Source organism: Blautia intestinalis (genome assembly GCF_014297355.1).
GTDB classification, from domain to species: domain Bacteria; phylum Bacillota; class Clostridia; order Lachnospirales; family Lachnospiraceae; genus Blautia_A; species Blautia_A intestinalis.
The window spans coordinates 352,095-375,974 of the sequence record NZ_JACOQE010000003.1; the positions used below are offsets into that span (position 1 = coordinate 352,095).

24 protein-coding genes and 1 pseudogene are annotated in these 23,880 nt (G+C 37.5%); 20 read left to right on the forward strand and 5 right to left on the reverse strand.

Features of this window, described 5'->3' with window-relative positions:
• Positions 1-26 precede the first annotated feature (26 nt).
• Positions 27-1,676, reverse strand: coding sequence for a relaxase/mobilization nuclease domain-containing protein (locus H8Z79_RS07935; RefSeq protein ID WP_187002777.1), 1,650 nt, complete (start codon positions 1,674-1,676; stop codon positions 27-29).
• Positions 1,663-2,040, reverse strand: a complete 378-nt coding sequence (locus tag H8Z79_RS07940; RefSeq protein ID WP_187002778.1) for a plasmid mobilization protein — start codon at positions 2,038-2,040, stop codon at positions 1,663-1,665. Before H8Z79_RS07940 ends, H8Z79_RS07935 begins: the two co-directional genes overlap by 14 nt.
• Before the next feature lie 374 nt (positions 2,041-2,414).
• Between H8Z79_RS07940 and H8Z79_RS07945 the strand changes: the two genes are divergently transcribed.
• The 7 genes from H8Z79_RS07945 (at position 2,415) to H8Z79_RS07975 (ending at position 10,023) form a co-directional block, all read left to right on the forward strand.
• Positions 2,415-2,687 carry a DUF6870 family protein gene (locus H8Z79_RS07945; protein ID WP_118486049.1) on the forward strand — a complete coding sequence of 91 codons (273 nt, stop codon included), beginning with the start codon at positions 2,415-2,417 and terminating at the stop codon, positions 2,685-2,687.
• A gap of 138 nt (positions 2,688-2,825) precedes the next feature.
• Positions 2,826-4,472, forward strand: a complete 1,647-nt coding sequence (locus H8Z79_RS07950) for a recombinase family protein (protein WP_119201012.1) — start codon at positions 2,826-2,828, stop codon at positions 4,470-4,472.
• Positions 4,469-5,986, forward strand: coding sequence for a recombinase family protein (locus tag H8Z79_RS07955; RefSeq protein ID WP_187002779.1), 1,518 nt, complete (start codon positions 4,469-4,471; stop codon positions 5,984-5,986). The genes H8Z79_RS07950 and H8Z79_RS07955 overlap by 4 nt, the downstream gene beginning before the upstream one ends.
• Positions 5,970-7,655, forward strand: a complete 1,686-nt coding sequence (locus H8Z79_RS07960; protein ID WP_187002780.1) for a recombinase family protein — start codon at positions 5,970-5,972, stop codon at positions 7,653-7,655. Before H8Z79_RS07955 ends, H8Z79_RS07960 begins: the two co-directional genes overlap by 17 nt.
• A gap of 6 nt (positions 7,656-7,661) precedes the next feature.
• A complete protein-coding gene (locus H8Z79_RS07965; RefSeq protein WP_118486053.1) occupies positions 7,662-9,266 on the forward strand; it encodes a recombinase family protein in 1,605 nt (534 codons plus the stop codon).
• On the forward strand, positions 9,266-9,595 hold the full coding sequence (locus H8Z79_RS07970) for a DUF6050 family protein (RefSeq protein ID WP_118486054.1): 330 nt from the start codon (positions 9,266-9,268) through the stop codon (positions 9,593-9,595). Before H8Z79_RS07965 ends, H8Z79_RS07970 begins: the two co-directional genes overlap by 1 nt.
• Positions 9,592-10,023, forward strand: a complete 432-nt coding sequence (locus tag H8Z79_RS07975) for a helix-turn-helix domain-containing protein (RefSeq protein ID WP_119201017.1) — start codon at positions 9,592-9,594, stop codon at positions 10,021-10,023. The genes H8Z79_RS07970 and H8Z79_RS07975 overlap by 4 nt, the downstream gene beginning before the upstream one ends.
• 95 nt (positions 10,024-10,118) lie before the next feature.
• Here the strand turns inward: H8Z79_RS07975 and H8Z79_RS07980 are convergent, their stop codons facing one another.
• A complete protein-coding gene (locus H8Z79_RS07980) occupies positions 10,119-10,355 on the reverse strand; it encodes a helix-turn-helix domain-containing protein (RefSeq protein ID WP_207726337.1) in 237 nt (78 codons plus the stop codon).
• Positions 10,356-10,519: 164 nt separating this feature from the next.
• Here H8Z79_RS07980 and H8Z79_RS07985 point away from each other — a divergent pair, with 164 nt between their 5' ends.
• Positions 10,520-11,014, forward strand: coding sequence for a hypothetical protein (locus H8Z79_RS07985; RefSeq protein ID WP_118486057.1), 495 nt, complete (start codon positions 10,520-10,522; stop codon positions 11,012-11,014).
• Between the two features lie 83 nt (positions 11,015-11,097).
• Positions 11,098-11,475: an SMU1112c/YaeR family gloxylase I-like metalloprotein gene (gene gloA2, locus H8Z79_RS07990; protein ID WP_118486058.1), complete on the forward strand. Its 378-nt coding sequence runs from the start codon at positions 11,098-11,100 to the stop codon at positions 11,473-11,475.
• 68 nt (positions 11,476-11,543) lie between these two features.
• Here gloA2 and H8Z79_RS07995 read toward each other — a convergent pair whose 3' ends face one another.
• Positions 11,544-12,164, reverse strand: a complete 621-nt coding sequence (locus tag H8Z79_RS07995) for a helix-turn-helix domain-containing protein (protein WP_187002782.1) — start codon at positions 12,162-12,164, stop codon at positions 11,544-11,546.
• Positions 12,165-12,431: 267 nt separating this feature from the next.
• Here H8Z79_RS07995 and H8Z79_RS08000 point away from each other — a divergent pair, with 267 nt between their 5' ends.
• The 3 genes from H8Z79_RS08000 (at position 12,432) to H8Z79_RS08010 (ending at position 15,705) form a co-directional block, all read left to right on the forward strand.
• A complete protein-coding gene (locus tag H8Z79_RS08000; RefSeq protein WP_154252989.1) occupies positions 12,432-13,367 on the forward strand; it encodes a ParM/StbA family protein in 936 nt (311 codons plus the stop codon).
• A gap of 12 nt (positions 13,368-13,379) precedes the next feature.
• Positions 13,380-13,733 carry a hypothetical protein gene (locus H8Z79_RS08005; protein ID WP_187002783.1) on the forward strand — a complete coding sequence of 118 codons (354 nt, stop codon included), beginning with the start codon at positions 13,380-13,382 and terminating at the stop codon, positions 13,731-13,733.
• Positions 13,734-13,881: 148 nt separating this feature from the next.
• Complete coding sequence (locus tag H8Z79_RS08010; protein ID WP_187002784.1) at positions 13,882-15,705, forward strand: PIN domain-containing protein; 1,824 nt, start codon at positions 13,882-13,884, stop codon at positions 15,703-15,705.
• 95 nt (positions 15,706-15,800) lie between these two features.
• Here the strand turns inward: H8Z79_RS08010 and H8Z79_RS08015 are convergent, their stop codons facing one another.
• The gene (locus H8Z79_RS08015; protein WP_118486063.1) at positions 15,801-16,154 is read right to left on the reverse strand and encodes a helix-turn-helix domain-containing protein; all 354 of its coding nucleotides are present in this window, start codon (positions 16,152-16,154) and stop codon (positions 15,801-15,803) included.
• Positions 16,155-16,366: 212 nt separating this feature from the next.
• Here H8Z79_RS08015 and H8Z79_RS08020 point away from each other — a divergent pair, with 212 nt between their 5' ends.
• From H8Z79_RS08020 to H8Z79_RS08055, 8 genes and pseudogenes are all read left to right on the forward strand, one after another.
• Entirely contained in the window at positions 16,367-17,362 is a 996-nt protein-coding gene (locus H8Z79_RS08020) for an AAA family ATPase (protein ID WP_330607541.1), read from the forward strand.
• Positions 17,295-19,172, forward strand: a complete 1,878-nt coding sequence (locus H8Z79_RS08025; RefSeq protein ID WP_187002786.1) for a recombinase family protein — start codon at positions 17,295-17,297, stop codon at positions 19,170-19,172. Before H8Z79_RS08020 ends, H8Z79_RS08025 begins: the two co-directional genes overlap by 68 nt.
• Positions 19,169-19,888, forward strand: a complete 720-nt coding sequence (locus H8Z79_RS08030) for a hypothetical protein (protein ID WP_187002787.1) — start codon at positions 19,169-19,171, stop codon at positions 19,886-19,888. The genes H8Z79_RS08025 and H8Z79_RS08030 overlap by 4 nt, the downstream gene beginning before the upstream one ends.
• Before the next feature lie 37 nt (positions 19,889-19,925).
• A complete protein-coding gene (locus H8Z79_RS08035) occupies positions 19,926-20,300 on the forward strand; it encodes a hypothetical protein (protein WP_119200814.1) in 375 nt (124 codons plus the stop codon).
• A gap of 122 nt (positions 20,301-20,422) precedes the next feature.
• Positions 20,423-20,674: pseudogene (locus tag H8Z79_RS08040) on the forward strand (sugar transferase); the annotation flags it as partial.
• An 86-nt stretch (positions 20,675-20,760) separates the two neighbouring features.
• Entirely contained in the window at positions 20,761-22,011 is a 1,251-nt protein-coding gene (locus H8Z79_RS08045) for a nucleotide sugar dehydrogenase (RefSeq protein ID WP_118039492.1), read from the forward strand.
• 33 nt (positions 22,012-22,044) lie between these two features.
• Positions 22,045-22,833: a WecB/TagA/CpsF family glycosyltransferase gene (locus H8Z79_RS08050; RefSeq protein WP_118039491.1), complete on the forward strand. Its 789-nt coding sequence runs from the start codon at positions 22,045-22,047 to the stop codon at positions 22,831-22,833.
• A gap of 48 nt (positions 22,834-22,881) precedes the next feature.
• A complete protein-coding gene (locus H8Z79_RS08055) occupies positions 22,882-23,877 on the forward strand; it encodes an acyltransferase family protein (RefSeq protein WP_279210228.1) in 996 nt (331 codons plus the stop codon).
• Positions 23,878-23,880 lie beyond the last annotated feature (3 nt).

The following is a 23,880-nucleotide window of genomic DNA, read 5'->3' on the forward strand; positions in this document are numbered from 1 at the left end:
ACTAATGAAGCTTATATAAAAAAAATTCACAAATTAGGTTCTTTCTTTTGGAATTGTTCCTGCTCGTGACTCTTCCCAAGGATTATATCAATATTAGCGGAAACGCTATGAAGCTCCCGTTCATAATCCCGGTGGTTAGAAAAATTTTCCCGTTGTGTATCTCGCAATTCAATAAGCCGGTCTTTTTCAGCATAGAGGGCTTTCATAGAAGGAATCTTATTTCTGTCAGATTTTTCTTTCAGTGTTCGGAGAGCTGTATCATAAAGGGAAAGCTCTGCCCGGTGTTCTTCGTAAAATTTATCCTTATTGCGGCTCTTACGATAGTCGGCATATACGTTTTTGTATGCAAGGTACTGTCCGGTAAAATGTATTTGCTCATTCACATCTTTAAGCTGTTGTTCTGTATCCTTTAAAGATTTTCTGGCGGCACTGGTCTGATTGGATGCCTGGTCAAGTGCCGTATGGAAATCTTCAAGAGAGTTATATCCATGTTCCTGAATATAGGCAACCGTCTGAGCCATCTGTTTCAGATTGGAGAGTTTGACTTTTTGAGCATAGGCTTCACTCTGCTGTGCTTTGATACAGGTCTGTAAATCTATCACAAGTCGGAGATCTGATTTTATGAAAATGAACGGTACAGGAATATCGGAAGAATCAGGAGAAAGTGCTGTCTGCAAATCTTTCACAGTGTTTGGAACTTGTGGTTCTTCAATTTTCATTTTCCTATCAGAGAGTGATTTTTCATTTTCCTTAAATGTCTGTAATAGAAAATCCTCTTCATATCGTGTTCCGAGATTTCGTCCAGTGATATATTTTTTTCTGCCTGGATGAAGATAGCTGTACCGGTTTCTGCTGATCTTGAAGATGATATGATATTTTTTATCGAGGATTTGTGCAAACTCTTCTGGTGACTTAGCGGTGCTTGCAGCATCATCAATAGCATCCCGGAGAAACTGTTTCTCTGTTTGATAGCGAGTCTCTTTTGGTGTGATACCATCTTCAAGCATTTTCTGGTTGAGCTTGTCAAGTGTTTCCTGTCCACGACGCTGTGCCCAGTATTCTTTTTCCGTGATTTTTCTTTCAGCAGGAGAGAGCAAGTCAACTTGATGCAGGCCCTCTTTCTGACACATGTCCATAACATCTTGTTTTAAGTGAGCAAGGTAGGCTGTGTTTAGGTGGTGTTTATATCCGGCTTTTGATTCACAGTCAAATTCCATATAGGATTCTTGGGGTACGTCATATTTCCGAAGGCTGTTGATTACAATATGCACATGGATATTGCCGCTTTCATTATGACCGTCTGTATGAGTACAAACTAAAGCCTGATGACCGGGAAAGTTCTTCTTTGCAAAAGTCATTCCAAGCTGTTGTGCCCGTTCACCAGTCAGTCCACATTCCTCTCTGTCTTTTGGGTCAAAGCTGATAATGTAATGATGAGACTTGATCTCATTGAAATTTTTATTTTTATGGTAGTAGCTGTTTAGTTCCTGACATTCAGATGCAAAAGTAAACGGGTCACAGTTCAGACCATCCAGGTAATATTCCTCTCGTAATATCATATGCCCCTCATCATCGAGGATTGGCTTTTGGGTGTATTCATTATGCTGAAAGATGAGATACCGTTCGGATTCTCCATAGTCAGCATTTTTGCTTGCGATATGTTTAATCACTGCCACGGAAATCACCTGCCATTCTCATCACTTCATATTTCATTTCATAAATATCCCGGAGAGATTTTTTTATCTCTGTTCTCATTTCTGAGGAGATAATTCCACCCTGATTAAAATATCGGGCAATCTGATTGAGGTTGCTTCCTATCTTACCTAATTCCCCAATCAGTCTTTTTATTTCTGGAACATCTGCAGTGATTTCATATTTGATAATAACATTCTGACTGTTCAAGGCATTGCGTATAAAATCAGAAACAGTCATGTTGGATGCAGTGGCTCTTTCCAGAAGAATCTCATATTCTGTTTCGCTCATACGCAGGTGAACGTCTTTGGTCTTGGCAAGTGATTCATCTTTTTTTGGTCTTGTCATTAAATGCTCCTTTCTGCATAAAGGCTCCGCACGGGAAAGAGAAAATTTTACAGCTTGCTGTGAAAACAAGTGATGTAGAATCATCACGCTGTGACCATGACAATGGGAACCAATACGCATATCTTTGATTGCGGTCGAGGGTATGGGGAAACGAAATCCCCATCAAGTTGCAAGTGGCCAGTAACCCCGGAAGGGGTTATTGTGCTACATTGCGAAACTTGCTCTAAGAGAGAATACTTTCCCCTAATCATGCGTGGGAGACACCAAAAAGACAGACGAAAATACAAAAAATAAAAAAATTTAAAATTTATATGACCTTTTGCCCTCTGCCGCCTGTGATTAATGGAAAAAGAGAAATCGTAGGAGGTAAAGAAATGGACAACAGAAAAATGCCGACGATAGAAGAATTGCAGGAAATGGCAGCAGTTGACATCCGCAATGTAGATAAAAGCACCTTGGTTGATCTGGATGATGTGGAGATTCATACAGAGCTTCCGCTGGAAGAAAGAATTGCTGATTATATCAGACAGGTAAAGAATCCTTATTGTCATATATCAAATGGAATGATTGTAAAGATTAGCTTTGCTGGACAGGATACCTTGGAAGCATGTTTGAGCAGATGTATCTCTCCAGAAAAAAAGTTTTAAAAATTTGAAAAAAGGTGTGGCAAGAGACCAGAAGTTATGTTAACATGGATGTGGGTCAAAATTTAAAGAGCATCTAAAGAGCCATGAATTTCTTGGTTTACAGCTACAAAGCGAGTAAATTAGGAGGTTGATGGCTTTATGTATTTAAAAAGTCAAAATTCATTTTTAGCAGCGTTATATATGAGACTTTCCAAAGATGATGGAGATAAAGTGGAAAGCGATAGTATACGCAATCAAAGAAGTTTGCTTCGTGACTTCGTAAAGCAACATAGTGACATTACACTGGTCAAAGAATATGTTGACGATGGATTCAGTGGTACAAATTTTGAGCGTCCAGATTTTCAGAGAATGTTGGAGGATGCAAGAAATCATAAGATTAACTGTATCATCGTCAAGGATTTATCCCGATTAGGTCGAAACTATATTGAGACAGGAAGGTATCTTGAAAAGATTTTTCCGGTTTTGGGTATTCGGTTTATAGCAGTGAATGATCACTATGATAGTGCTGATACGACAAACGATTCAGATCAAATCATAGTTCCCTTCAAAAATTTAGTGAATGATGCATATTGCAGGGACATCTCAATTAAAATCCGAAGTCAGTTAGATATAAAAAGAAAAAAAGGTCAGTTTATAGGAAACTATGCAGGCTATGGATATTTTAAAGATCCGAAAGATAAAAACCATCTGGTAATTGATGAATATGCAGCAGAAATTGTACGGATGATTTTTAACATGAAGATTGATGGGTATAGTGCAAAGAATATTGCAGCACGATTAAATGAAATGGGAGTGCTGATACCAGCCGAGTATAAGAGAGCCTGTGGCTTTAATTACAGTTCAGGTTTTATGGCAGGGAAAAAACCAAAATGGGACGTATCATCGGTTTTAAGAATTTTAAAGAATGAACTGTATACAGGAACCATGGTGCAGGGCAAAACCAGAAAAATTAATTACAAGGTGAATGTCCGACAGAAGATAGAGCCAGAGAACTGGATTCGAGTGGAAGGTACACATGAACCGATTGTCTCAAAGGAAATCTTTGAATGTGTGCAGAAACTGATGGAACTTGATACAAGGACTTCTCCAGAAGAAGAAAGTATTTATGAATTTTCTGGTCTTCTTCGATGTGGAGACTGTGGACAGAATTTGGTACGACGGACAACGACTAAAAAAGGAAAGAAATATTTTTACTATCATTGTTCAACCTATAAACGGAAAGAGGGATGCAGTTCTCATAATATCAGTGATATAAAATTGCGAAAAGCAGTGTTGGAGGCAATCCGAAGTCAGGTTGCATTGATTGTAAAAGCTGATGAGATTATCGCACAGATAGAAAATCTTCCACAGCAGCAGTTTGGCGTGAAGATACTGGATACACAGATGAAAACTCTTCATAAGGAAATCCAGAAATATGAAGAACTGAAAGCTAATCTATATCAGGATATGGTGGACAAGATTATTTCCAGAGAGGAATACCGAGAGCTGAAACAGAACTTTTCTAAAAAGATAGAGAATGCAAAAGTATCTATGAAAGGATTGGAAGAGAAGAAAAAAAGAATGCTGTCGAATGAGATGCGTACACAGCAATGGGTAACTGAGTTTAAACAATATAGAAACATAAAATCTTTGGATAGAAAAACCGTAGTAATGTTGATTGACAGGATTGTTGTGTATAGTACTGACAGAATAGAAATTCATTTTAATTATGAAGATGAAATCACGGAGTTTGTTAAGTATGCGTTTGCAAATGGTGATCTGCTGAGAAAGGTAGGAGAGTTATGAGATGCGTAAGTTATACCCGGACGGTTTCCTGTATGGAGAATGGTGAGATTTCAAAAGATATTATCGGTCAGCAGAATCAGAGAATACAGGACTACATAAAGAAAAGAGGATGGACACTCGGAAAAAAATATTCAGACCGTAAAAAGGATGTATATGAAGAAACAGCATATCTTCAAATGAAAATGGACGCAATCGCAAGAGAATTTGATTGCGTAGTTCTGGATTCAATGTTTCGATGTGGAAGAAATTCCAATGTAGCAGCAGAGATGTTCAGGAGCATGTTTGTTCCGGCAAGTGTGTATTTTGCCGTAGTGGAGGATGATTTTTGCTCCTGTGATGTGAGTGAAGAGGAAACATATAAATATCTGGATGAGAAAGCAGCGGCTTACAGAAATAAATTCACAACAGATCAGGTAAGAAAATATAACGAAAGTAAAATTTATCCGAAGTATGGGTTCAAATATAAAGAAGGAAAGATGGAGTTGGAAATTGATCCGGAAGCAGCTAAACATGTCAGAAGAATCTTTGAGCTGATTTGTGAGGGACATAGCTGTAATGAGACAGCAAAGATAATGACAGCAGACGGAATTGAATGTTCTGGGAATTATGTAAATAAACTTTGGGGCAGACCTATCAAGGATGAAAATGCACCATGGAAAATGGCACAGGTAAAGAGAATTATTTATAACCGCCAGTACATAGGAGAGTGGGAACGGACGATTGATGGAAAAAAGAAAATGTTTAGTTGTCCAGTCCTTATTGATAAGGAGACTTTTGAAAAAGCCCATTCAAAATTATCTGTGAGGAAATATAGTGATCATGTCAGAGGGAAAACGCCACTTAATCCATTTTCAAACAGGATTTTTGATAAAGATTCTGGGATAGCATTGAAACTGTATCCACATCAGAGATTAAAGATTCGGATTTTCCGGTTGAGTTATCCAAAACCAAAAGAGATTGTATACGAAAGAGGGCATATTCCCTTTGATGAGGTTTATGAGAAAGTTCATAAGATAATTGAGAATGAAAAACGGCAGGCAGAAAGGATTGTCGGGATGATCGGTAGCTTTGACTGGGAATACGAAAAAGAAATCCGTATTCTGAAAATAAAGGCAGAAGCAAAATTGATATTTCAAAAAATGCTTTTGATTGAATCCAGAAATCTTCCTTTGTATAACAGCATGATAGCCGGAAAAATTTCAGAAGATGAATATGCAATGCAAAGAGAAGTCAATATAGAAGAATTTGAAGAGTGCGATGAAAAACTTCAGGATTATCTGGAACAGATTAAGGAAATCGAAAAATGTTTCAGTAAAGATAATCTTTGGATAAAGACTTTTTCAGAAATGATAGTTCCAGAAGAAATCACGAGAAAGCATGTGAAAGCGTGGATAGAACGGATTGAGTGCGTCAGATATGAAGAGGTAGAAGTACAGTTTAAATATCAGGATTGGAAAGAAAGATTACCACAGAAATGGTTTGAGGGGGATTTTGAAGATGGCACGAAAGAGTAGGAGAGCAAATGTTGTTCAGGAGAAAAAAGAAGAATTACAGGTTTTCGCATCAATAATAACGCAAAAACAGCTTGCAACAGCTGCGTATGCCAGACTTTCTGTTGAAAAGGAAAATGATGAAAGTATCCAGACTCAGATTGAGTTATTGCATCAGTATATCCAGGATCATGAAGAATATAAGCTGGTAGACACTTATGTAGATGATGGTTACACAGGAACAGATTTTGACAGACCAGAATTTATACGATTGATGGATGATGTCCGGACGGGAAAGATACAGGCTATCATCGTAAAGGATTTATCAAGGTTTGGAAGAAATTTTATAGAAACTGGATACTATATAGAAACCATTTTTCCGTGTTTGAATGTCCGGCTTATTTCTATCAATGATGAATTCGACAGCAGCAGGGCAGAAGATAGAAACAGCATGGTGATGCCGATAAAAAACATGATAAACGAAATGTATGCAAAGGATGCGTCAAAAAAGAGAGTGCTGTCTTTTGAAATGCACAGCCAACGTGGTGATATGAAAATCGCAAAAAGCATTTATGGATATTATGTTGATAAAGAAAAAAATCAGTTGAAGGTAAATCTAGAAACTGCTCCAATCGTGCAGGCAATCTTTCGCTGGTATCAGATGGGAAAGGGAACAGGTGATATTGTAAAGAGATTAAAAATGTTGGATATTATGACTCCATTTGCATATAAAGCAACACACGAAATTGAAATGGAGATTCCAGAAACAGACCGCTGGACTGGGGACAGAATCAAGACTATTTTATTAAATCAATCATATATTGGCTCTACTGTATATGGAAAAAGGAAAGCTGCAAAGTACCGGAATATGCCAGAGCATCATACCGACCCAAGTGAGTGGATTATCCATGAAAATACACATGAGGCTATTGTAGCAGAACCAGATTTTGAGGAAGTGCAGGAACGCTGGGAAAAGCGAAGTGATTTTATGAAGGAAAGTTTCAGACGTGGACGTAGCAGATGGGCAGGTGTGGAAGATAGTTTTCCTCAAAAAGTAAAATGTATGGAGTGCGGAACGACGATGACATATATGCGTTATACAAACTTTGGACAGTCTCAGGGAGTACGAAAGGGCTTCTATTATTGCAAAGAGTATGATGGTAAGCCGGGATATTGCAGACAGAAAGTTCATGAGGATTTACTGAAGATAACAGTCATGGATCAGATTCATCATATGATTAAGGTTATGTGTGATAAGAAAGAAGTTCTGGAAAAAATGAAGGAAGGAACTTGTGAAAAAGGTGAACTGGTTTCGTTAAGAGTGAAGATTCAGAATATGCAGTACCGACTTATGAAAGCGGAGGAGACAAGTGCAACGCTGTATGAAAACTTTGCCACAGGATTATTGGATGAGCAGGAGTATCTAGCATTAAAAGAGCATTATGTGCAGGAAAAAGAAAAACTTACAGAAGGCATCAATCAGGCACAGGTCAGAAAACGTATGGTTGAGAAAAGTATAGAAGAATTTCTGGAAGTTGAAAAGAATCTGGAACAATATCTGGATGATCGTTCATTCAATCAAAAGTTGATAGACAAGCTGGTAGATAAAATTTTTGTAAGTTCTAAAGGAATGATTGAAGTAAGGATGAAATGCTCAGATGTATTTCAAAAGGTAATGGAGATAATGGAGTGATGAATAATGGATATAATAGCATTTTATTTACGATTGTCGTTAGCAGATGGAGATCTTGGAAAAAACAATAAGGATGAAAGTAATAGTATAGAGAATCAGAGACTTCTTTTACAAAGTTTCGTAGAGTCTATGGATGAGCTGGATGGAGAAATTAAAGAATATATAGATGATGGTTACAGTGGGACAAATTTTAACCGTCCGGCATTTCAGGAGATGATAGAGGATGCGAAAAAGGGAAAGATAGATGTTCTGTTGGTGAAGGATTTATCCAGGCTTGGTAGAGATTACATTGGAGTTGGAGATTATCTGGAACAGATATTTCCAATCATGGGTGTCCGGGTAATTGCAATCAATTCACAGTATGACAGCAACAATTATGTTGGAAAAACAATGGGACTCGAAATGAGTATCACTAATCTGGTCAATACACTTTACAGCAGAGATCTTTCTAAGAAATATAAAAGTTGTATCCAGACAAAATGGAAACAGGGTGTATCTACTGGAGGAAGGATTCCATTTGGATATAAAAAAGCAGAGGACAGACAGTGGGAGATTGACGAGGAACCTGCAAAGATTGTGCGGATGGTCTTTGAATTGGCGATGAAAGACTATAATACAGCGATGATTGCTAATGAATTGAATGAAAGAGGAATACCTACTCCAGGAAAGTTTAGGGTTCAGAGAAATGAGAAAATAGCATGGAACAGAAAAGTAACAGAAGAAGAATGGCTCTGGGATACGAGAATTGTATGGATGGTACTTAGAAATTATGCGTATACAGGTGCCTTAGTTCAGGGAAAGACATCCCGTATTCGGGTAGGTGGTTCAGAAACACGAAGGACGAAAAAACATCAGCAGTTTATTACAGAGAATCATCACAAAGGAATCGTAACACATGAAGAATTTGAGTTGGCACAGCTTGTGATTGGAAACCAGAAACAAAAAGGGTTTGCCAGAGATGCAGGGTTTTCTTTGAAGGGAAAAGTAAAGTGCGGAAACTGCGGATTAAAAATGATGTATAACTATGGAGCAATGCCAGTGGTGTATTGTGGGCATACAGCAGCAGTTGGAAGTATGTCAACCTGTGATAAAACCAGATATTCAGCAGCCAAAATAGAAAGAATCGTGCTTGTAGCCTTACGAAAGCAACTGGAGATATTTCAAAGTATGGCAAAGATACTGGAAGAGGGTGAAGAAAAAAACAAAACAAATTTACCAGCAATGCAAAGAAATATGGAACAGGAATTAGAAAAATTGAAGGCGGAACGTATACGGCAGTACGAAGCATATGCTGAAGGTGTGGTGAATCAGGAGACTTATCTGAAGAATAAAAAAGATCTAAATGAAAAGATAGAAATAATACAGGATAAATATGAACAGATACAAGAAGTTACCAGTGTGGAAGATGACTTAATGAAAGATATAAGAACCGTAGAGAAAAATGCAGAAGAAGTAAATATTTTGAAAAAGATGACCAGACACATAGCTGAAACATTTGTAGAGGAAATCACGATTTATGATTCTGAGAAGATAGAGATAAGGTTTGTATTTGATGATTTGCTTATTGGAATGGCAGATAGGATCAAGAAGAAAACGGAGGACATCGCATAATGAAAAGTTTTATTACAAAAGGTATTTTACCGCTGTTGTTACTTGGAACAATTACCTGGCTTGGACAGTACATATTTATAGTAGATGGTTCGATTGACTGGTTCCGGTTTATGTTGGTATATGGTGTTCCAATAGGGATACCATATATGTTCATTATTATTCCGTCAAGATGGGATTTATCTGGAACAGTTGGCATGGCAGCTATGAGTGTGATTATCGGAGCTGTATTTGGTTTCATTGTTGCAATCGGGATTGCAGTACGAGCAGTCTGGTATGTAATTACATTTCCAGTGAGTGTTTTAATACGAAAGGGGCGAAGTAAAATATGAGTACAGGCGAGAACATTAAAAGAATCCGGAACATAAGAGGAATAACGCAGAAAGAACTTGGAATAGCAGTAGGGATTGGAGAAGAAAGTGCAGGACCGAGAATGGCACAGTACGAAACTGGAAAGCGTACTCCAAAAGAAAAAATGCTGAATAAAATAGCAGAAGTGTTAGAAGCTGATCCAAGAAATATTGCTATTCCGATTGGTTACAAGGAAGAAGATATGATATACAGGCTTCTTGTACTGGAAGATTATTTTCCAGAAATGAAGTTGGAGAGAAACTCTAAGACAGGAGATGTTGTAATCAACTTTCACAATAAAAAACTCAATGATTTTCTGTTTGCATGGGGAGTGATACGGGGAAAACGAGCAAGGGGGCTTATATCTGATGAGGAATATTTAAACTGGAAATATCAAATACAGATTTAAAGACAATAAAACCGCAGGCCAGAGAGCTTGCGGTTTTATTATGTTATGGTTATACAGAAATACCGTCATAGAAAAGATGCTATGCTATGACGGTATTATGAATCATTTTCTTTTTTAAACGAAAATATATCATTAGGTGTACAGTGAAGAATATCACATAATTTTTCAATAGTGAGAACAGTGACATTTTGATTTTTACGAAGCTGATCGAGAGTGTGTTTGTCGATGCCCCGGTTGATGAGAGTATATTGAGAAATGCCACATTCCTTCATAGTTTTCCATAACGGACTATAATCAATCACGGTATCCCCGCCTTTCCTATGTTTTGGCATAAAATACCATTAATTCTAATTATAATTGTCGAATAAAATAAAAAATATGGTGGACATATTCACCATAAAGGATATAATCTTAACAAGGCGTAATGTAAAATAAAGGGAAATATAGTAGAATATTGTAAGAGAAGGATGAAGGGTGTATGGGAGGAACTGTATAAGTGAATATTGAAAAATTTTATTATGATGAGCAGGAGAAAATGATTGAAGAAATGAAAAGAGAAATGGAAGAACACGATCAGTCATTATCTCCAGAAGAACGGGAAAAAGAACGCAAAAAGTCATTGCAGGAAGCACGGGCAATCATGGAAAATGCAGAGCAAAAGAAAAGAGAACATTACCAGATTGTCAATGCTGCAAAATATCAGAGATTTGTTTATTTATCGGAACAGGCTATGCAGTTTTCAAAAATCTCCGGATGCAATATAAAAGTTCAGACATTTCCAGATATGTCGGCACTTATAAAACTGCAGACAGGATGTATTTGGCTTCTCAGTGACGGAGAAACAGCACTTGAAGATAAGGAAACTATGCAGTGCTTACTTAATGAAGCTGACTGGGTTTATATAGGAAACTCTGATCGGGACGGAAAGAATATGCTTGAACTGGAATTTAGGTTTGAACTGGCAGAAAAGCTGAAGAAAGCAACTATTTAGGAAAGACTGTTTTCAGTTCACTTTTGCTGTGGTAAAATATTTATGAAGTTCATATCAGTGAAAAGAAAACGGAGGACGGAAAGATGTTCGATACCATTCACCATATAGCAATTATAGGAAGTGATTACGAAAGATCAAAACACTTTTATGTAGATCTGCTGGGGTTTCAGATAATCAGGGAAAATTACCGGGCAGAGCGTGACGATTATAAGATTGATCTGGCATGTGGGCAGCAGGAAATAGAATTGTTCATTATAAAGAACGCTCCAGCTCGTGTAAATTATCCGGAGGCTCTTGGATTAAGACATCTGGCGTTTAAAGTGAAGAGTGTGGACGATACCGTAAAAGAATTGAATGAGAAAGGAATTGAAACAGAACCAGTACGATTTGATGATTATACTGGAAAGAAAATGACCTTTTTCCATGATCCAGATGGACTTCCGTTGGAAATTCATGAGTAAAGAGAAATGTGTAAACGAAAAGAAAGAGACAGGTGCAAATAAACATCTGTCTCTTTTTGTACTCACTTTTATTTATCTGAATGACGTAAACAGTTCTTTGTAAATGTGGCTGCTTTGAGCATTTTTTCTTTTTCTTCTTCTGAGCAGTCAGAGGATAATTCAAGCCACATCTGATCGGCAGAAGAAAGAGGAAGAACAGATTTCTTAGAGTCAGTGGATATGGGATTATCGGAATGAATACTTGAATTATTATCTAATAGTCTGTTCTGGATTTCTGCTAAAGCCTTTTCCTGTTGTTGAATATCCATGTCTTTTATATCTTCTACGGAAAGATAATACATTCTTAAAATAGAGTTTATATATTTATTTTTGAAATGTAGAAAAAGAGTATCATCGGATAATGATGGGTCTGATTCTTTTGTAGTAGTGATTTCTAAATCTGCCTGACTTTCCATTTTAAAGAGTATGGAAAGTAAGTCTGATACGGATTCGATGTCAAAATCCATAAAGATATTTACACTAATCTCAAGTGCAGCGGCAATTTTCGATAGCTGTTCGTACTTGGGATTTCGTTCATTGGCTTCATACTTGCGGAGAGTGCTGAAACTGATGTCTGCTTCCTGTGCAAGTTGTTCCTGTGTCATATTACGAGCCAGCCGAAAATATTTGATTTTTTCTCCTGTATTCATAGGCAAAGTCCTCCAATGAAAGAAGTATACCATATTTTCAGAAGAAAGTGCTACAAAAGTTTCAGAAAAATATTGACAGACATAAATGTAACACTTATAATAACGATAGATACAAAAGTAACACTTAACTGACAGGACAGACACAAAAGTACAAGTAAAATTACACCTAGCTGTCACCAAAATAAAAGAAAAAATGGTTCAAAAATTCGTCAGTTAAAGTTAAGTGACACATAGGTACATCATTAATGAAGAAAGGGTAGAGTAGATATGGCAGAGATTATTTTTGGAATTGATCATGGAAATGGAAATATGAAGGGAAGCAATGTGGATTTTCCATGTGGATTGGTTAGATATACTTCTGAACCTGGAAGATTTATGAATGAGGACATTCTTGAATATCAGGGAACATTTTATACATTGTCAGAAACCAGGATGCCTTTTAAGGCGGATAAAACAGTGGATGAAGATTATTTTATTCTCACATTATTTGCATTAGCATTAGAAGCCAAGAGCAGGGGAATTACTTTATCTGGAAAGGATATTGTACTTGGAATTGGACTTCCGCCGGCAGATTTCGGACAGCAGGCTCCTGGATTCAAGAGATATTTTATGGAACATTCCAAGCATGGTATCTCCTTTAAGTTTAACGGAAAATCGGTTAACTGTTATCTGAAAGATACATTTGTGAGTCCTCAAAATTTTGCAGCGGTTATGTGCTATAAAGCAAGTCTGTTCAAACAGTACCGGACAGTTAACTGCATTGACATTGGAGATGGAACCGTAGACTTGCTGGTGATCCGAAAAGGACAGCCAGATTTATCAGTCAGAGTCAGTGATCGTTCCGGTATGGCGATTCTCCGTTCGGAAATTTCCAATGTAATTCAGCAGAATTTTGGTATTCATCTGGAATCTTCTGATGTAGAACAGGTGTTAATGCAGGAGGCGACCATTTTGGATGAAGAAGTAATCAGAGAAATTCAGAAAATGGCAGAGGACTGGATGCAAAGAATTACAAATAAACTTCATGCGTATGTACCGGATTTCCGAACCAATCCAGCAGTATTTCTTGGTGGAGGAAGCCTGTTATTGAAACCACAGATTGAGAAATCGCCGGATTTTAAATACATAGAGTTTATTGAGGATGTCAGAGCAAATGCAATCGGATATGAGAAGTTGACAGCAATGCGTCTCCAGAAAAGATAAGGGGGTGCAGATGTGGGACAGATACGAGTAGTATTGATATTCAATGAAGATAATGAACGGCAAAAAGAAATAGGGGAATACCTAAAATCTCAGAAAAGATGTAAAACTGCATTGATTACAGAATTAGTATATGCCTGGCTACATAAAGAAAATAAAGGTGTTTCTTCCTATAATAATGTAAATGTCAGTGTAGAAGAATTAAAACGGCAGCTACTGGAGGATAAAGAGTTCATGCAACAACTTAAAGTGGGTATGAATATGGAAGGGGAATCAGAAAAGGAACAGGGAGAAGTGAAGAATGATGGAATGGATATGGATGAGGAAATGATGATGGCAGGGCTGTCGATGTTTGAGAATGATTTTTAGAAAATCATATATAACATAATAAGCAGGAGCGTTTATAGAAAATAGCAGCATTATGTATAGAAGATATACAGTGTTGCTATTTTGTGTTAATATAAAAATAGAACTTTGTGGCAGAAATATAAACGATTACATGAGTAGGAGAAGATATATGATAAAATTTCCGTTGTATGTTACGCTAGATACAAATATTTTTGATTCTAATAAATTGGATTTTAGCAAGGACAGTACATTGAGTTTACTTATCAATTATGTTGAGACGGGAAAAATAAAGATTGTATTGAGCAATATTGTTGTCAAAGAAGTTGAAAAACATATTGTAAGGGCAAGTGAAGATATATGTTCCGCATTTCGAGGATTAAGGAAAGAGGTGCTGAAAATAGTATCTAAGGGTCTCTTAGAGCAAATTGGGGTAAAAACGGATTTGTTGTTGCTTGATAAGGAGAAATATCAAGAGAAGAGTTTAGATGTGTGGAGAAAATTTTTGGAGAATTTAAACCCTGAAATACTAGATTTGTCATTGATAGATTTGAATGATATAGTTGATGATTATTTTGATATTAAACCGCCATTTGAATCTGGAGAGAAAAAAAGAAAGGAATTTCCAGATGCGTTTATTGCAAATCAGATTCGTAAAAGATTTGGTAAGGATGAGGTAATTGCGATTGTATGCAACGATAATGGATTAAAAAAAGCTTGTGGTAATTCCCAAAATCACATTTTTTATAAAACATTAGGTGAATTATATAATGCAATAAATATTCAGGAGACAGAATATAAGAATATTCTTCAAGAAATTAATTGCCTGATTGCAAATTACATTCCTGAAATTCAAAATATGTTAAAAAATGAGGACTGTGTTGAAGTTCATGGGTTGTCATATGATAAAGATGGTATAGAAAGTGGATTTGATTATAGCGATATTGAGGTTGTATCTGTTAAAAACATAAGCTGTCGTGTAAGAACTATTGATGAAATTACAGATGAAATAGCATGGGCTACATTATTGGGTACGGTAGATATGGAAGTGGCATGTTCTTATGAAGATTATGGTAATGCAATATGGGATTCTGAAAATAAAGCATATTTTTATTTGGAAACTAGAACAAATCTTGAGAAACATACAGCAAGATTTGCATTGAGAATTGAATTAAATCGTAAAGAAAACAGTATAAGAATTATTCCATTTAAAATAATCTTAAATGGAGATACGTTGTGTGATAGGTTTGAAATAACCGAAAATAATGATGAAATGGATCTAATAAATCAAGAAAGAGAAGATGTAGGACTATGTTCATTAGATTGCTATGCTGATTATTTAGATGAAGATTTGATAGAATCATCATTTATGAATGATATTGTGGAAAAATTTGAAAAAATAAACAAGCTATACGAAGAGTATGAGGAAATAGCGATAGTATATGATGAACTTCTATCAGTTATTAAGGACGCAGAATCATCAGAGGTTATAAAAAAATTATCGTTTGCTCTAAAAGATGTTGAAGGATTTCCAACTCCGCATAATGTAAATGATATAGATTCTGAAGAAAAAGATGAGATTGTTTTATGGGTGGATCAATCGTATGAAAGATTGTGTAAACTTAGTGAACAGAAAAGCTTACCAGATAACTTTATATATGGGGATACAATAGAAATACATAACGGACTAGAAACATATCAATTAAATATTGGTGAGTTTTCTGGAATGGCAACAGCTGGAGATCAAGAAGATATTGATTTATCAATAGAAGATCATGAGGGAAATATTATAGCCAAAGGACGAGTGAGTCTTACAGTAGGATATATTGAATTTGATGAAGAGGGTAATGCTGGTAATGGGTTAGCGGATAGCATAGAATATTATCACAGTGACATTGTAAATGGACTGGAAACCATTGCAGAATCTATTCAAAAAGATATAGCAAATGAATGGAGCATTGCTAAAAAGTTCGAGGTTATGATTGCAGAAGAATAAATTATACAAAATAAAGGTACTTTAAGAACGCAAGGAAGCAAGAACGCAATGCGATATGACAAGAGTGCAGAGATACAATAATCTCTGCACTCTTGTTATTTTCCAGGCTTATAATTACGCAGTGCCGCCTTGGTTGATTTTATTATTTCCAGCAGGAAATCTTTTTCCTGTTTGGAACAGTCACTTGTCAATTCCTTAATATCAGCATCAAATTGTGAAATGAGTACCGGCGTATTGTCATAGAGCAGCTGATCTACGGTGGTGTCAAGGATTTGTGCAATACTGAGTAAAGTAGAAAGGCTCAGCTTGGTATGTCCATTTTCTATGGTACTGATATAGGTCGGTGTAACGTCAATCATATTTGAAAGGGTTTCTTGGGTCATCTTTTTTGCCAGACGAGCAGAACGGATTCGCTTTCCGATTGCAATATAATCAATATCTACTTCCAAAGTGTCACCTCCCAAACTTTAACTGAATGTTGATGTTTTGCGGAAACTTTAACTGATAATTGATATTTCTTATTGTATTCCCAAATAAGTTATATTATAATTAAGTATAACTAGAAGTTTAAAAGAAAAGTATATTAATACTAGAAAAATGGGCGGGTTAGATAAATTTGAAATGGGATAATTCATTCAGCGGAATTGAATATTATTCCAATGTGAAATCTTCAAGTGTTGAATGGATATGGTATCCATACATTCCTTGTGGGAAGATTACAATATTGCAGGGAGATCCGGGGGAAGGAAAGTCAACCTTGATTCTTCATATAGCTGCAATATTGACTAAAGGTGCTACTTTGCCAGATGGAAATAAGATACAGAATCCGATGACAGTGATTTACCAATGTTCTGAGGACAGCAAGGGTGATACGATAAAGCCAAGACTGGAAAGAGCTGGTGCTGATTGTCGTAAAGTAGCATTTATTAAAGACGATGATGGGGATTTGACACTGGATGATGAGCGTATAGAACTTGCAGTAAAAATGACTGGTGCAAGGCTACTGGTGCTGGACCCGATACAGGCTTTTATAGGAAAGAATGGGAATATGCAGAGTGCTGTCAGAATGAGAGAAACGATGACAAAGCTGGCAAACATTGCATCAGAATATGCCTGTGCGATTGTTTTAGTTGGACACATGAACAAAACCAATGGGGGAAAGAACATATACAGGGGACTTGGAAGTATAGATATAGCGGCAGCTGCAAGAAGTGTGTTGTTGGTTGCCAGGGATAAGGATGAGCCTTCAAAACGATATATGCTTCCAATTAAATCAAGTCTTGCTCCAGAAGGGGAACCAATAGCTTTTGAACTGGATCGAGATAAAGGATTTTCGTGGATTGGTAAATGTGAGATAGATATAAATGAGTTGGCAGCAGGACAGAAATCTTCTGCCAAGAAAGATATGGCGGTCAATTATTTGCATACGATTCTGGCGGAGAATGATGTAGCGAGCGTAAAAATCTTTGAAGAGATGAGCCGGTATGGATTCTCAAAAAGAACTGTACAAAATGCAAAGAAAGAAGCAGGAATCCAGGCATATAAAAAGGGAAATGCATGGTATTGGCACATGGAGAGGGGTGCAGCAGATGACGGAACAGGAGAGATATGCTGTAAGCCAGGAAGAACGGAAAGAGAAGATTCGTGCCAGATATAAAGGTGTAGATCGTAGCGAATTGGAGTTTATTCCGGCAAAGCAAAAAGAGAAGCTATTTGAAGATACAGGAACGAAGCGAGTTTGTGCCTATTGCCGTGTTTCTACTGATGATGTTAACCAGACTTCATCCTATGAGTTACAGAAAAATCATTATGAGGACATGATTAAGGAACATCAGGGGTGGGAATTAGTCGGGATTTATGCTGATGAAGGAATATCTGGAACGTCCTTGCAGCATAGGGATGAATTTAACCAGATGATAGAGGACTGTAAGGCAGGGAAAATAGACCTGATTGTTACAAAAAGTGTTTCCAGATTCGCCAGAAATATTGTGGACTGCATTGCAAAGGTTCGTGAACTGGCAAATATGCGGCCGCAGGTGGGAGTATTTTTTGAAACAGAACATATTTATACATTGGATAATACCAGTGAAATGATGCTGGCGGTCTTATCGGCAGCTGCACAGGAAGAATCTCATACGAAGAGTGAGATTATGAACATTTCCATAGAGCAGCGTTTTTCCAGAGGAATCTTTCTTACACCTAAATTGTTAGGATATGATATTGGTGAAGATGGAAATCTGGTGATTAATGAGGAAGAAGCGGAAACAGTGCGTTTATGCTATTATTTGTTTCTTAATGGATTTCCGACAGCAGAAATTGCAGACATACTGACACAACTAAAGAGAAAGACAAAACCGGGAAATATCAAGTGGTCAAGTAGCAGCATAGTGAGTTTACTGAGAAATGAACGATATTGTGGAGATGTACTTTCCAGAAAAACATTTACACCAAATTATCTTGACCATAAGGCAAAGAAAAATCGTCATGATCGTAACCAGTATAGACAATCAGACCACCATGAAGCTATTGTTGACAGGGATATTTACAATGCGGCACAGAAGATGCTGACTGCAGCCAGATATGCTAAGAAGGGATTTCCGTTTCCAAATTTAAAAGTGGTGGATGAAGGAGCGTTAAAAGGATTTGTTTCTGTCAACCGGTCATGGACAGGATTTACTGGGGAAGATTATGAAAAAGCAAGTCAGAGTGCCTATTCTGATCAGACAGATATAAATGATACTGAAAAAGAAGAAAGAAAAGACAGCGGCTTCGATTTATCGGGATATGAGATTGTCCGGGCACAGTTCTTTTCTACCAGATTGAATCCGGCAATGACAATTTCAGAAGGAAAGGTTACGTTTAATACTGCCTGTCTGAAAAAATTTGAAAATGTGGAATATGTTGAAATACTATTCAATTCCGTTGAAAAGTGTATTGCTGTAAGACCATGTGATAAAGATGATATAAACGCAGTAAAATGGGGAACTATACGAAACGGAAAATGGGTGGTTTTGCCGAAAAGCTGCAAGGGTTTTTCAGAACCATTATTCGACTTGATGAACTGGAATGATGAATGTAAATATCGCTTTAGAGGGCAGTATTCAAAGGAAAATAATGAGCAAATCTTATTATTCGATTTAGAAGAACCAGAAGTAATTAAACATGAAATAATTCAGGAAGATTTACCAGATGTTAATACATCTGAAGGTGTAAAAGATACAGAGAATAAAGAAGAAAATAAAATAAAGAAGATTGTCAGAACACTTTTTCCGAAGCAGTGGAAGAATCATTTTGGATGTCGGACAGAGGAAGTTGTTCTTTTACATAGAGTTAAGTATTGCGGGAACTGGGATGTGCTGCGTCCAGCTAAAACAATAGAAGGTATGGAAGTTATATCGGAAAATCTTTTAAAAAAGCTGGATAATGAAGCACAGAACATGATAGAGAAAATGAGGTGTGCAGTATGAGTGAAATGATGATGCGTCAGGCTAATGATAATACGGAAAATGTAGATCAAAAGGCACTGGAACTGGCACAGGACTTTAGTTATGATGGCTACCAGGTTGTAAGAAGGGAGCTTTTTGCCCATTTACGAGAACCGGCGGTTGTAATACGGAGGGACAGTGTGACATTTAATACTGCTTGTATTGCTGGTTTAGAAGATGCGGTTTATATTCAAATTTTGGTGAATCAGGATAATAAAAGAATGGTAGTGCGTAAATGCGAAGAAAATGATAAGGATGCTTTGCGTTGGTGTATTGCGAAACCAGATAAAAGAAAAAGTAGAAAAATGTCAAACAAATTATTCTCAGCCATGATGTATGACATGATGGGATGGGACATGGACTGCCGGTACAAGATTTTGGGACATAAAATAACGCATGAAGATGAGACTATGTATATCTTTGATTTATTGGAAACAGAGATTTTCATGGACACTAAGAGAAAGAAAAAAGTAAAAGCAGAATCTTCTGCAAAGGAAACAACTGTTTCTACATCAACAAATCAGACACCAGAGCAGCAACAGGATGAAATCGCAGCGAAAGTGGCTAGAAAGCTGAATAGAATACCATTTTATCCAAAAGGATGGAAGGATTCTTTTGGTTTGCCAGTAGAGGAGCATAAAAAAGCATTGGAAACTAATTTAACAGACGGCTATATAGAATTTTCATCGGCAAGGTGATAGAAGAATAGCACTCATTTTGAAAGGAGGAGTGCAGATGTCGAAAATCACAGCAAACATCACAGGGGTATCTCTGTGCCAAAAAACAGGAACAATAAGAATTTTTCGATCAACAATAAAAGAATTAAGTGATCCGAAGTATATTCGCTTCTTATTTAATCCGGAAAAGAGGACACTGGCAGTCCAGGCAGCGAAAAGAAAGGAAGCGGAGTGTTTTCGTGTGCCAGAATATAATCCAAAGGACTGGGATTTTAAAATATGTAGTATTCAGATGCAAAGAATGATCTGGAAAGTGTGTGACTGGAGTGAAAATGCCACATATCGAATAGCAGGAACACATTATCCAGAATATAATCTGGTGGAATTTGACTTAAAACAGGCTGTTGTCGTGCAAGTTGGGGAAAGTGAATAGAAGAAAAAACGAAGATTATAGGACTTCTGAGAAATCAGAGGTTCTTTTTTTATGCTTGTTTTGAGGGTGATTTAATAATCTTATGCTTTATGAGCTAATTTTGAAAAAAAGTTGTTCCTATATTGACATTAGCAGGAACCCGTCCGCCCCTTCTTTCGGAAACTTCCCTGTATGAGCTTCATCATCGGGCAAGACTGGCTATCAAACCGGGAATTACCGGTATGTGGCAGGTAAGCGGACGAAGTGATATTACAGATTTCGAAGAGGTTGTGCGACTTGATAAAGAATACATCGAAAACTGGAATATCGGACTGGATATAAAGATTTTGTTAAAAACAGTACTGGTTGTATTCAGAAAAGACGGTTCGATGTAAAAAAATAGCAAGACATATTTGTTTCAAGACGAATTAACTGGCTCGAAGAGAGCCTTACATAATTAACTTTAGGGGGATATAGGATTATGAAAAAGGACTATAAAATTGCGGTAGCAGGAACTGGCTATGTAGGGTTGTCGATTGCGACTTTGCTTTCCCAGACCCATCATGTGACTGCTGTGGATATTATCCCGGAGAAAGTCGAGATGCTCAATAATCGGAAATCTCCGATTCAGGATGAATATATTGAAAAATATCTGGCAGAAAAAGAACTGAATCTGACCGCAACTCTGGATGCAAAGGCTGCATACGCTGATGCGGATTTTGTTGTAATTGCGGCTCCTACGAACTATGACAGCCACACTCAGCACTTCGACACATCTGCGGTCGAAGCTGTGATCAAGCTAGTCATGGAATATAACCCGAACGCCATCATGGTCATTAAGTCCACGATCCCTGTGGGCTACACCGCATCCGTGCGTGAGAAGTTCAACAGCAAGAATATCATCTTCAGCCCGGAGTTCCTGCGTGAGTCCAAGGCTCTCTATGATAACCTGTATCCTTCTCGTATCATCGTTGGCACTGATTTAAGTGATGAGCGTCTGGTTGAGGCTGCTCATGAGTTCGCTGGTCTGCTGCAGGAAGGTGCTATCAAGGAGAACATTGACACTCTGTTTATGGGCTTCACCGAGGCAGAGGCTGTCAAGCTGTTTGCCAATACATATTTGGCTCTTCGTGTTGCTTATTTCAACGAGCTGGACACCTATGCGGAGAGCAAGGGCTTGAACACTCAGCAGATCATTGATGGTGTCTGCCTCGATCCTCGTATTGGCAGCCACTACAACAACCCGTCCTTCGGTTATGGCGGATACTGCCTGCCGAAAGACACCAAACAGCTGCTGGCTAACTATGCCGATGTGCCGGAAAATCTGATCGAAGCAATTGTGGAAAGTAACAGAACTCGTAAAGATTTCATTGCTGATCGTGTTTTGAAGCTGGCTGGATATTATGGTTATGACGAAGATAACGAGTACGACAAGGAACAGGAAAAATCTGTGACCATCGGCGTGTACCGTCTGACCATGAAGAGTAACAGCGACAACTTCCGCCAGAGTTCTATTCAGGGCGTCATGAAGCGCATCAAGGCTAAGGGCGCAACTGTTATCATCTACGAGCCAACCCTGAAAGACGGAGAGACCTTCTTCGGCTCTGTCGTAGTCAATGATTTGGCGAAGTTCAAGGAAATGAGCCACGCCATCATCGCAAACCGCTATGACAAGTGCCTTGATGATGTGAAGGATAAGGTTTATACACGCGATATTTTCCAGCGTGATTAAGAGAAAACGAAAGAAGAAGGAGGGTAGAGGAAAATGAACACAGCGACGTATAACAAGGAGTTTCATCGCACTGTGAAGAAGGCCGAAATCCCAACTTGTAATATTTTAGGAGTGGATATTGCCGCCATTGATATGGAGTGGCTGTTGACGTATCTGGATAATAATATTAAAGCCTTGGCTGGTGATTATATTTGTGTGTCTAATGTACATACCACTGTTACTGCGTATGAAGAAGAGGCATATCGGAAAGTTCAGAATGGTGGAATTATGGCGATTCCGGATGGTGGGCCACTTTCTTCAGTTGGTCAAAAGCGTGGATTTAAAAATATGAAACGTACTACCGGACCCAGTTTGATGGGGGAAATTTTCAAAATTTCTGCATCAAAAGGTTACCGGCATTATTTTTATGGATCAACTGATGAAACACTCGAAAAGCTTTACTCAGTGCTGATGGAGACATATCCTGGAATTCAAATTGCAGGAATGTATAGCCCGCCTTTTCGACCAATGACAGAAGAAGAGGATAAAGCAATTGTCGAGAGAATCAATAAAACCAATCCTGATTTTGTGTGGATTGGACTTGGCGCACCGAAGCAAGAAAAGTGGATGGCTGTCCATCAGGGAAAAATTAATGGATTAATGGTAGGTGTGGGAGCCGGATTTGACTACCATGCAGGAAATATTGATCGGGCACCAGAGTGGATGCAGAAAAGTAATTTGGAATGGGTATATAGGCTTCTGCAAGATCCAAAGCGGTTATTTGGAAGGTACTGGCATACAAATACAAAATTTATTTGGAATGCTATGATAAGGGGAAAGTAAAAAATGGGAAAGTAAAAAAATATATTTTCAAGTAATTGCTTCGATCTCATCCGATATTGGGCAGCATTATCAGTTATGATGCTTCATTATACAAGATATGCTTTGACATTATCAACAGAAGGACTTGAAATTATGCATTTCTTGCGAAATGTTGCGGCTTTTTTTCCTGGAGTGGTAATTTTATTCTCAATGAGTGGATATTTAATAGCTGCTTCCTTTGAACGTTCAAAAAATAGAAAGGAATTTTTTGTTAAACGTGTTTTTAGAATGTATCCAGAGTTGTGGATGTGTACGGTAGTTAATCTGGGAGTTATTGTTCTTCTGGTTCGAAAACAGCTGGACAAATCTATTATAGTGTGGTTGGGAACACAAATATTCGGAATAGCTAACACACCGTCTTGTTTGGTTAAATTTGCAACAGGAAGCGTGAATGGGGCATTATGGACGATATTTGTAGAAATTCAACTTTACGTTGTACTGGGAGTCATATATCCGAAATTGAAAAAATTAGTGAATAAAGAATGGTATATTTTTCTTGGTGTGTTAGTGGCTATTAATATTTTTGCTGGATATATTGCAGAAAAAATGGGTGGCTTACCAGCCAAACTGCTTGAGAGAGTGTTTTTACCATATGCGATATGGTTTTTTATCGGAGTGTTTTGTTACGTACGAAGAGAAGATGTTTTGACTAAATTGAGTAAGTTTTTCTTCCCACTGTTAGTTCTTTATATATTCATTCGGTTAATACCTTTCGCAATTCCTGGATATTATGCTGATATTGTTGTAGGAGTTTTGTGTCCGTTAATTACTATAGGGGGGGCGTATAAGTTGCCTGCGATTCGATTCAGATGTGACATCACATACGGAATGTTTTTGTACCATTGGATTGTACTTAATATAATTGTGCATTTCAAGCTGATGAATTACCTGCCGTGGATTATGCCATTGCTGCTATATTTGGGTGTTACATTTTTATTGGCGTGGTTATCTTGGCACTTTATTGGAAAAAAATCAAAAAAAGTAATAACAAAAATATTGGAGTGAATT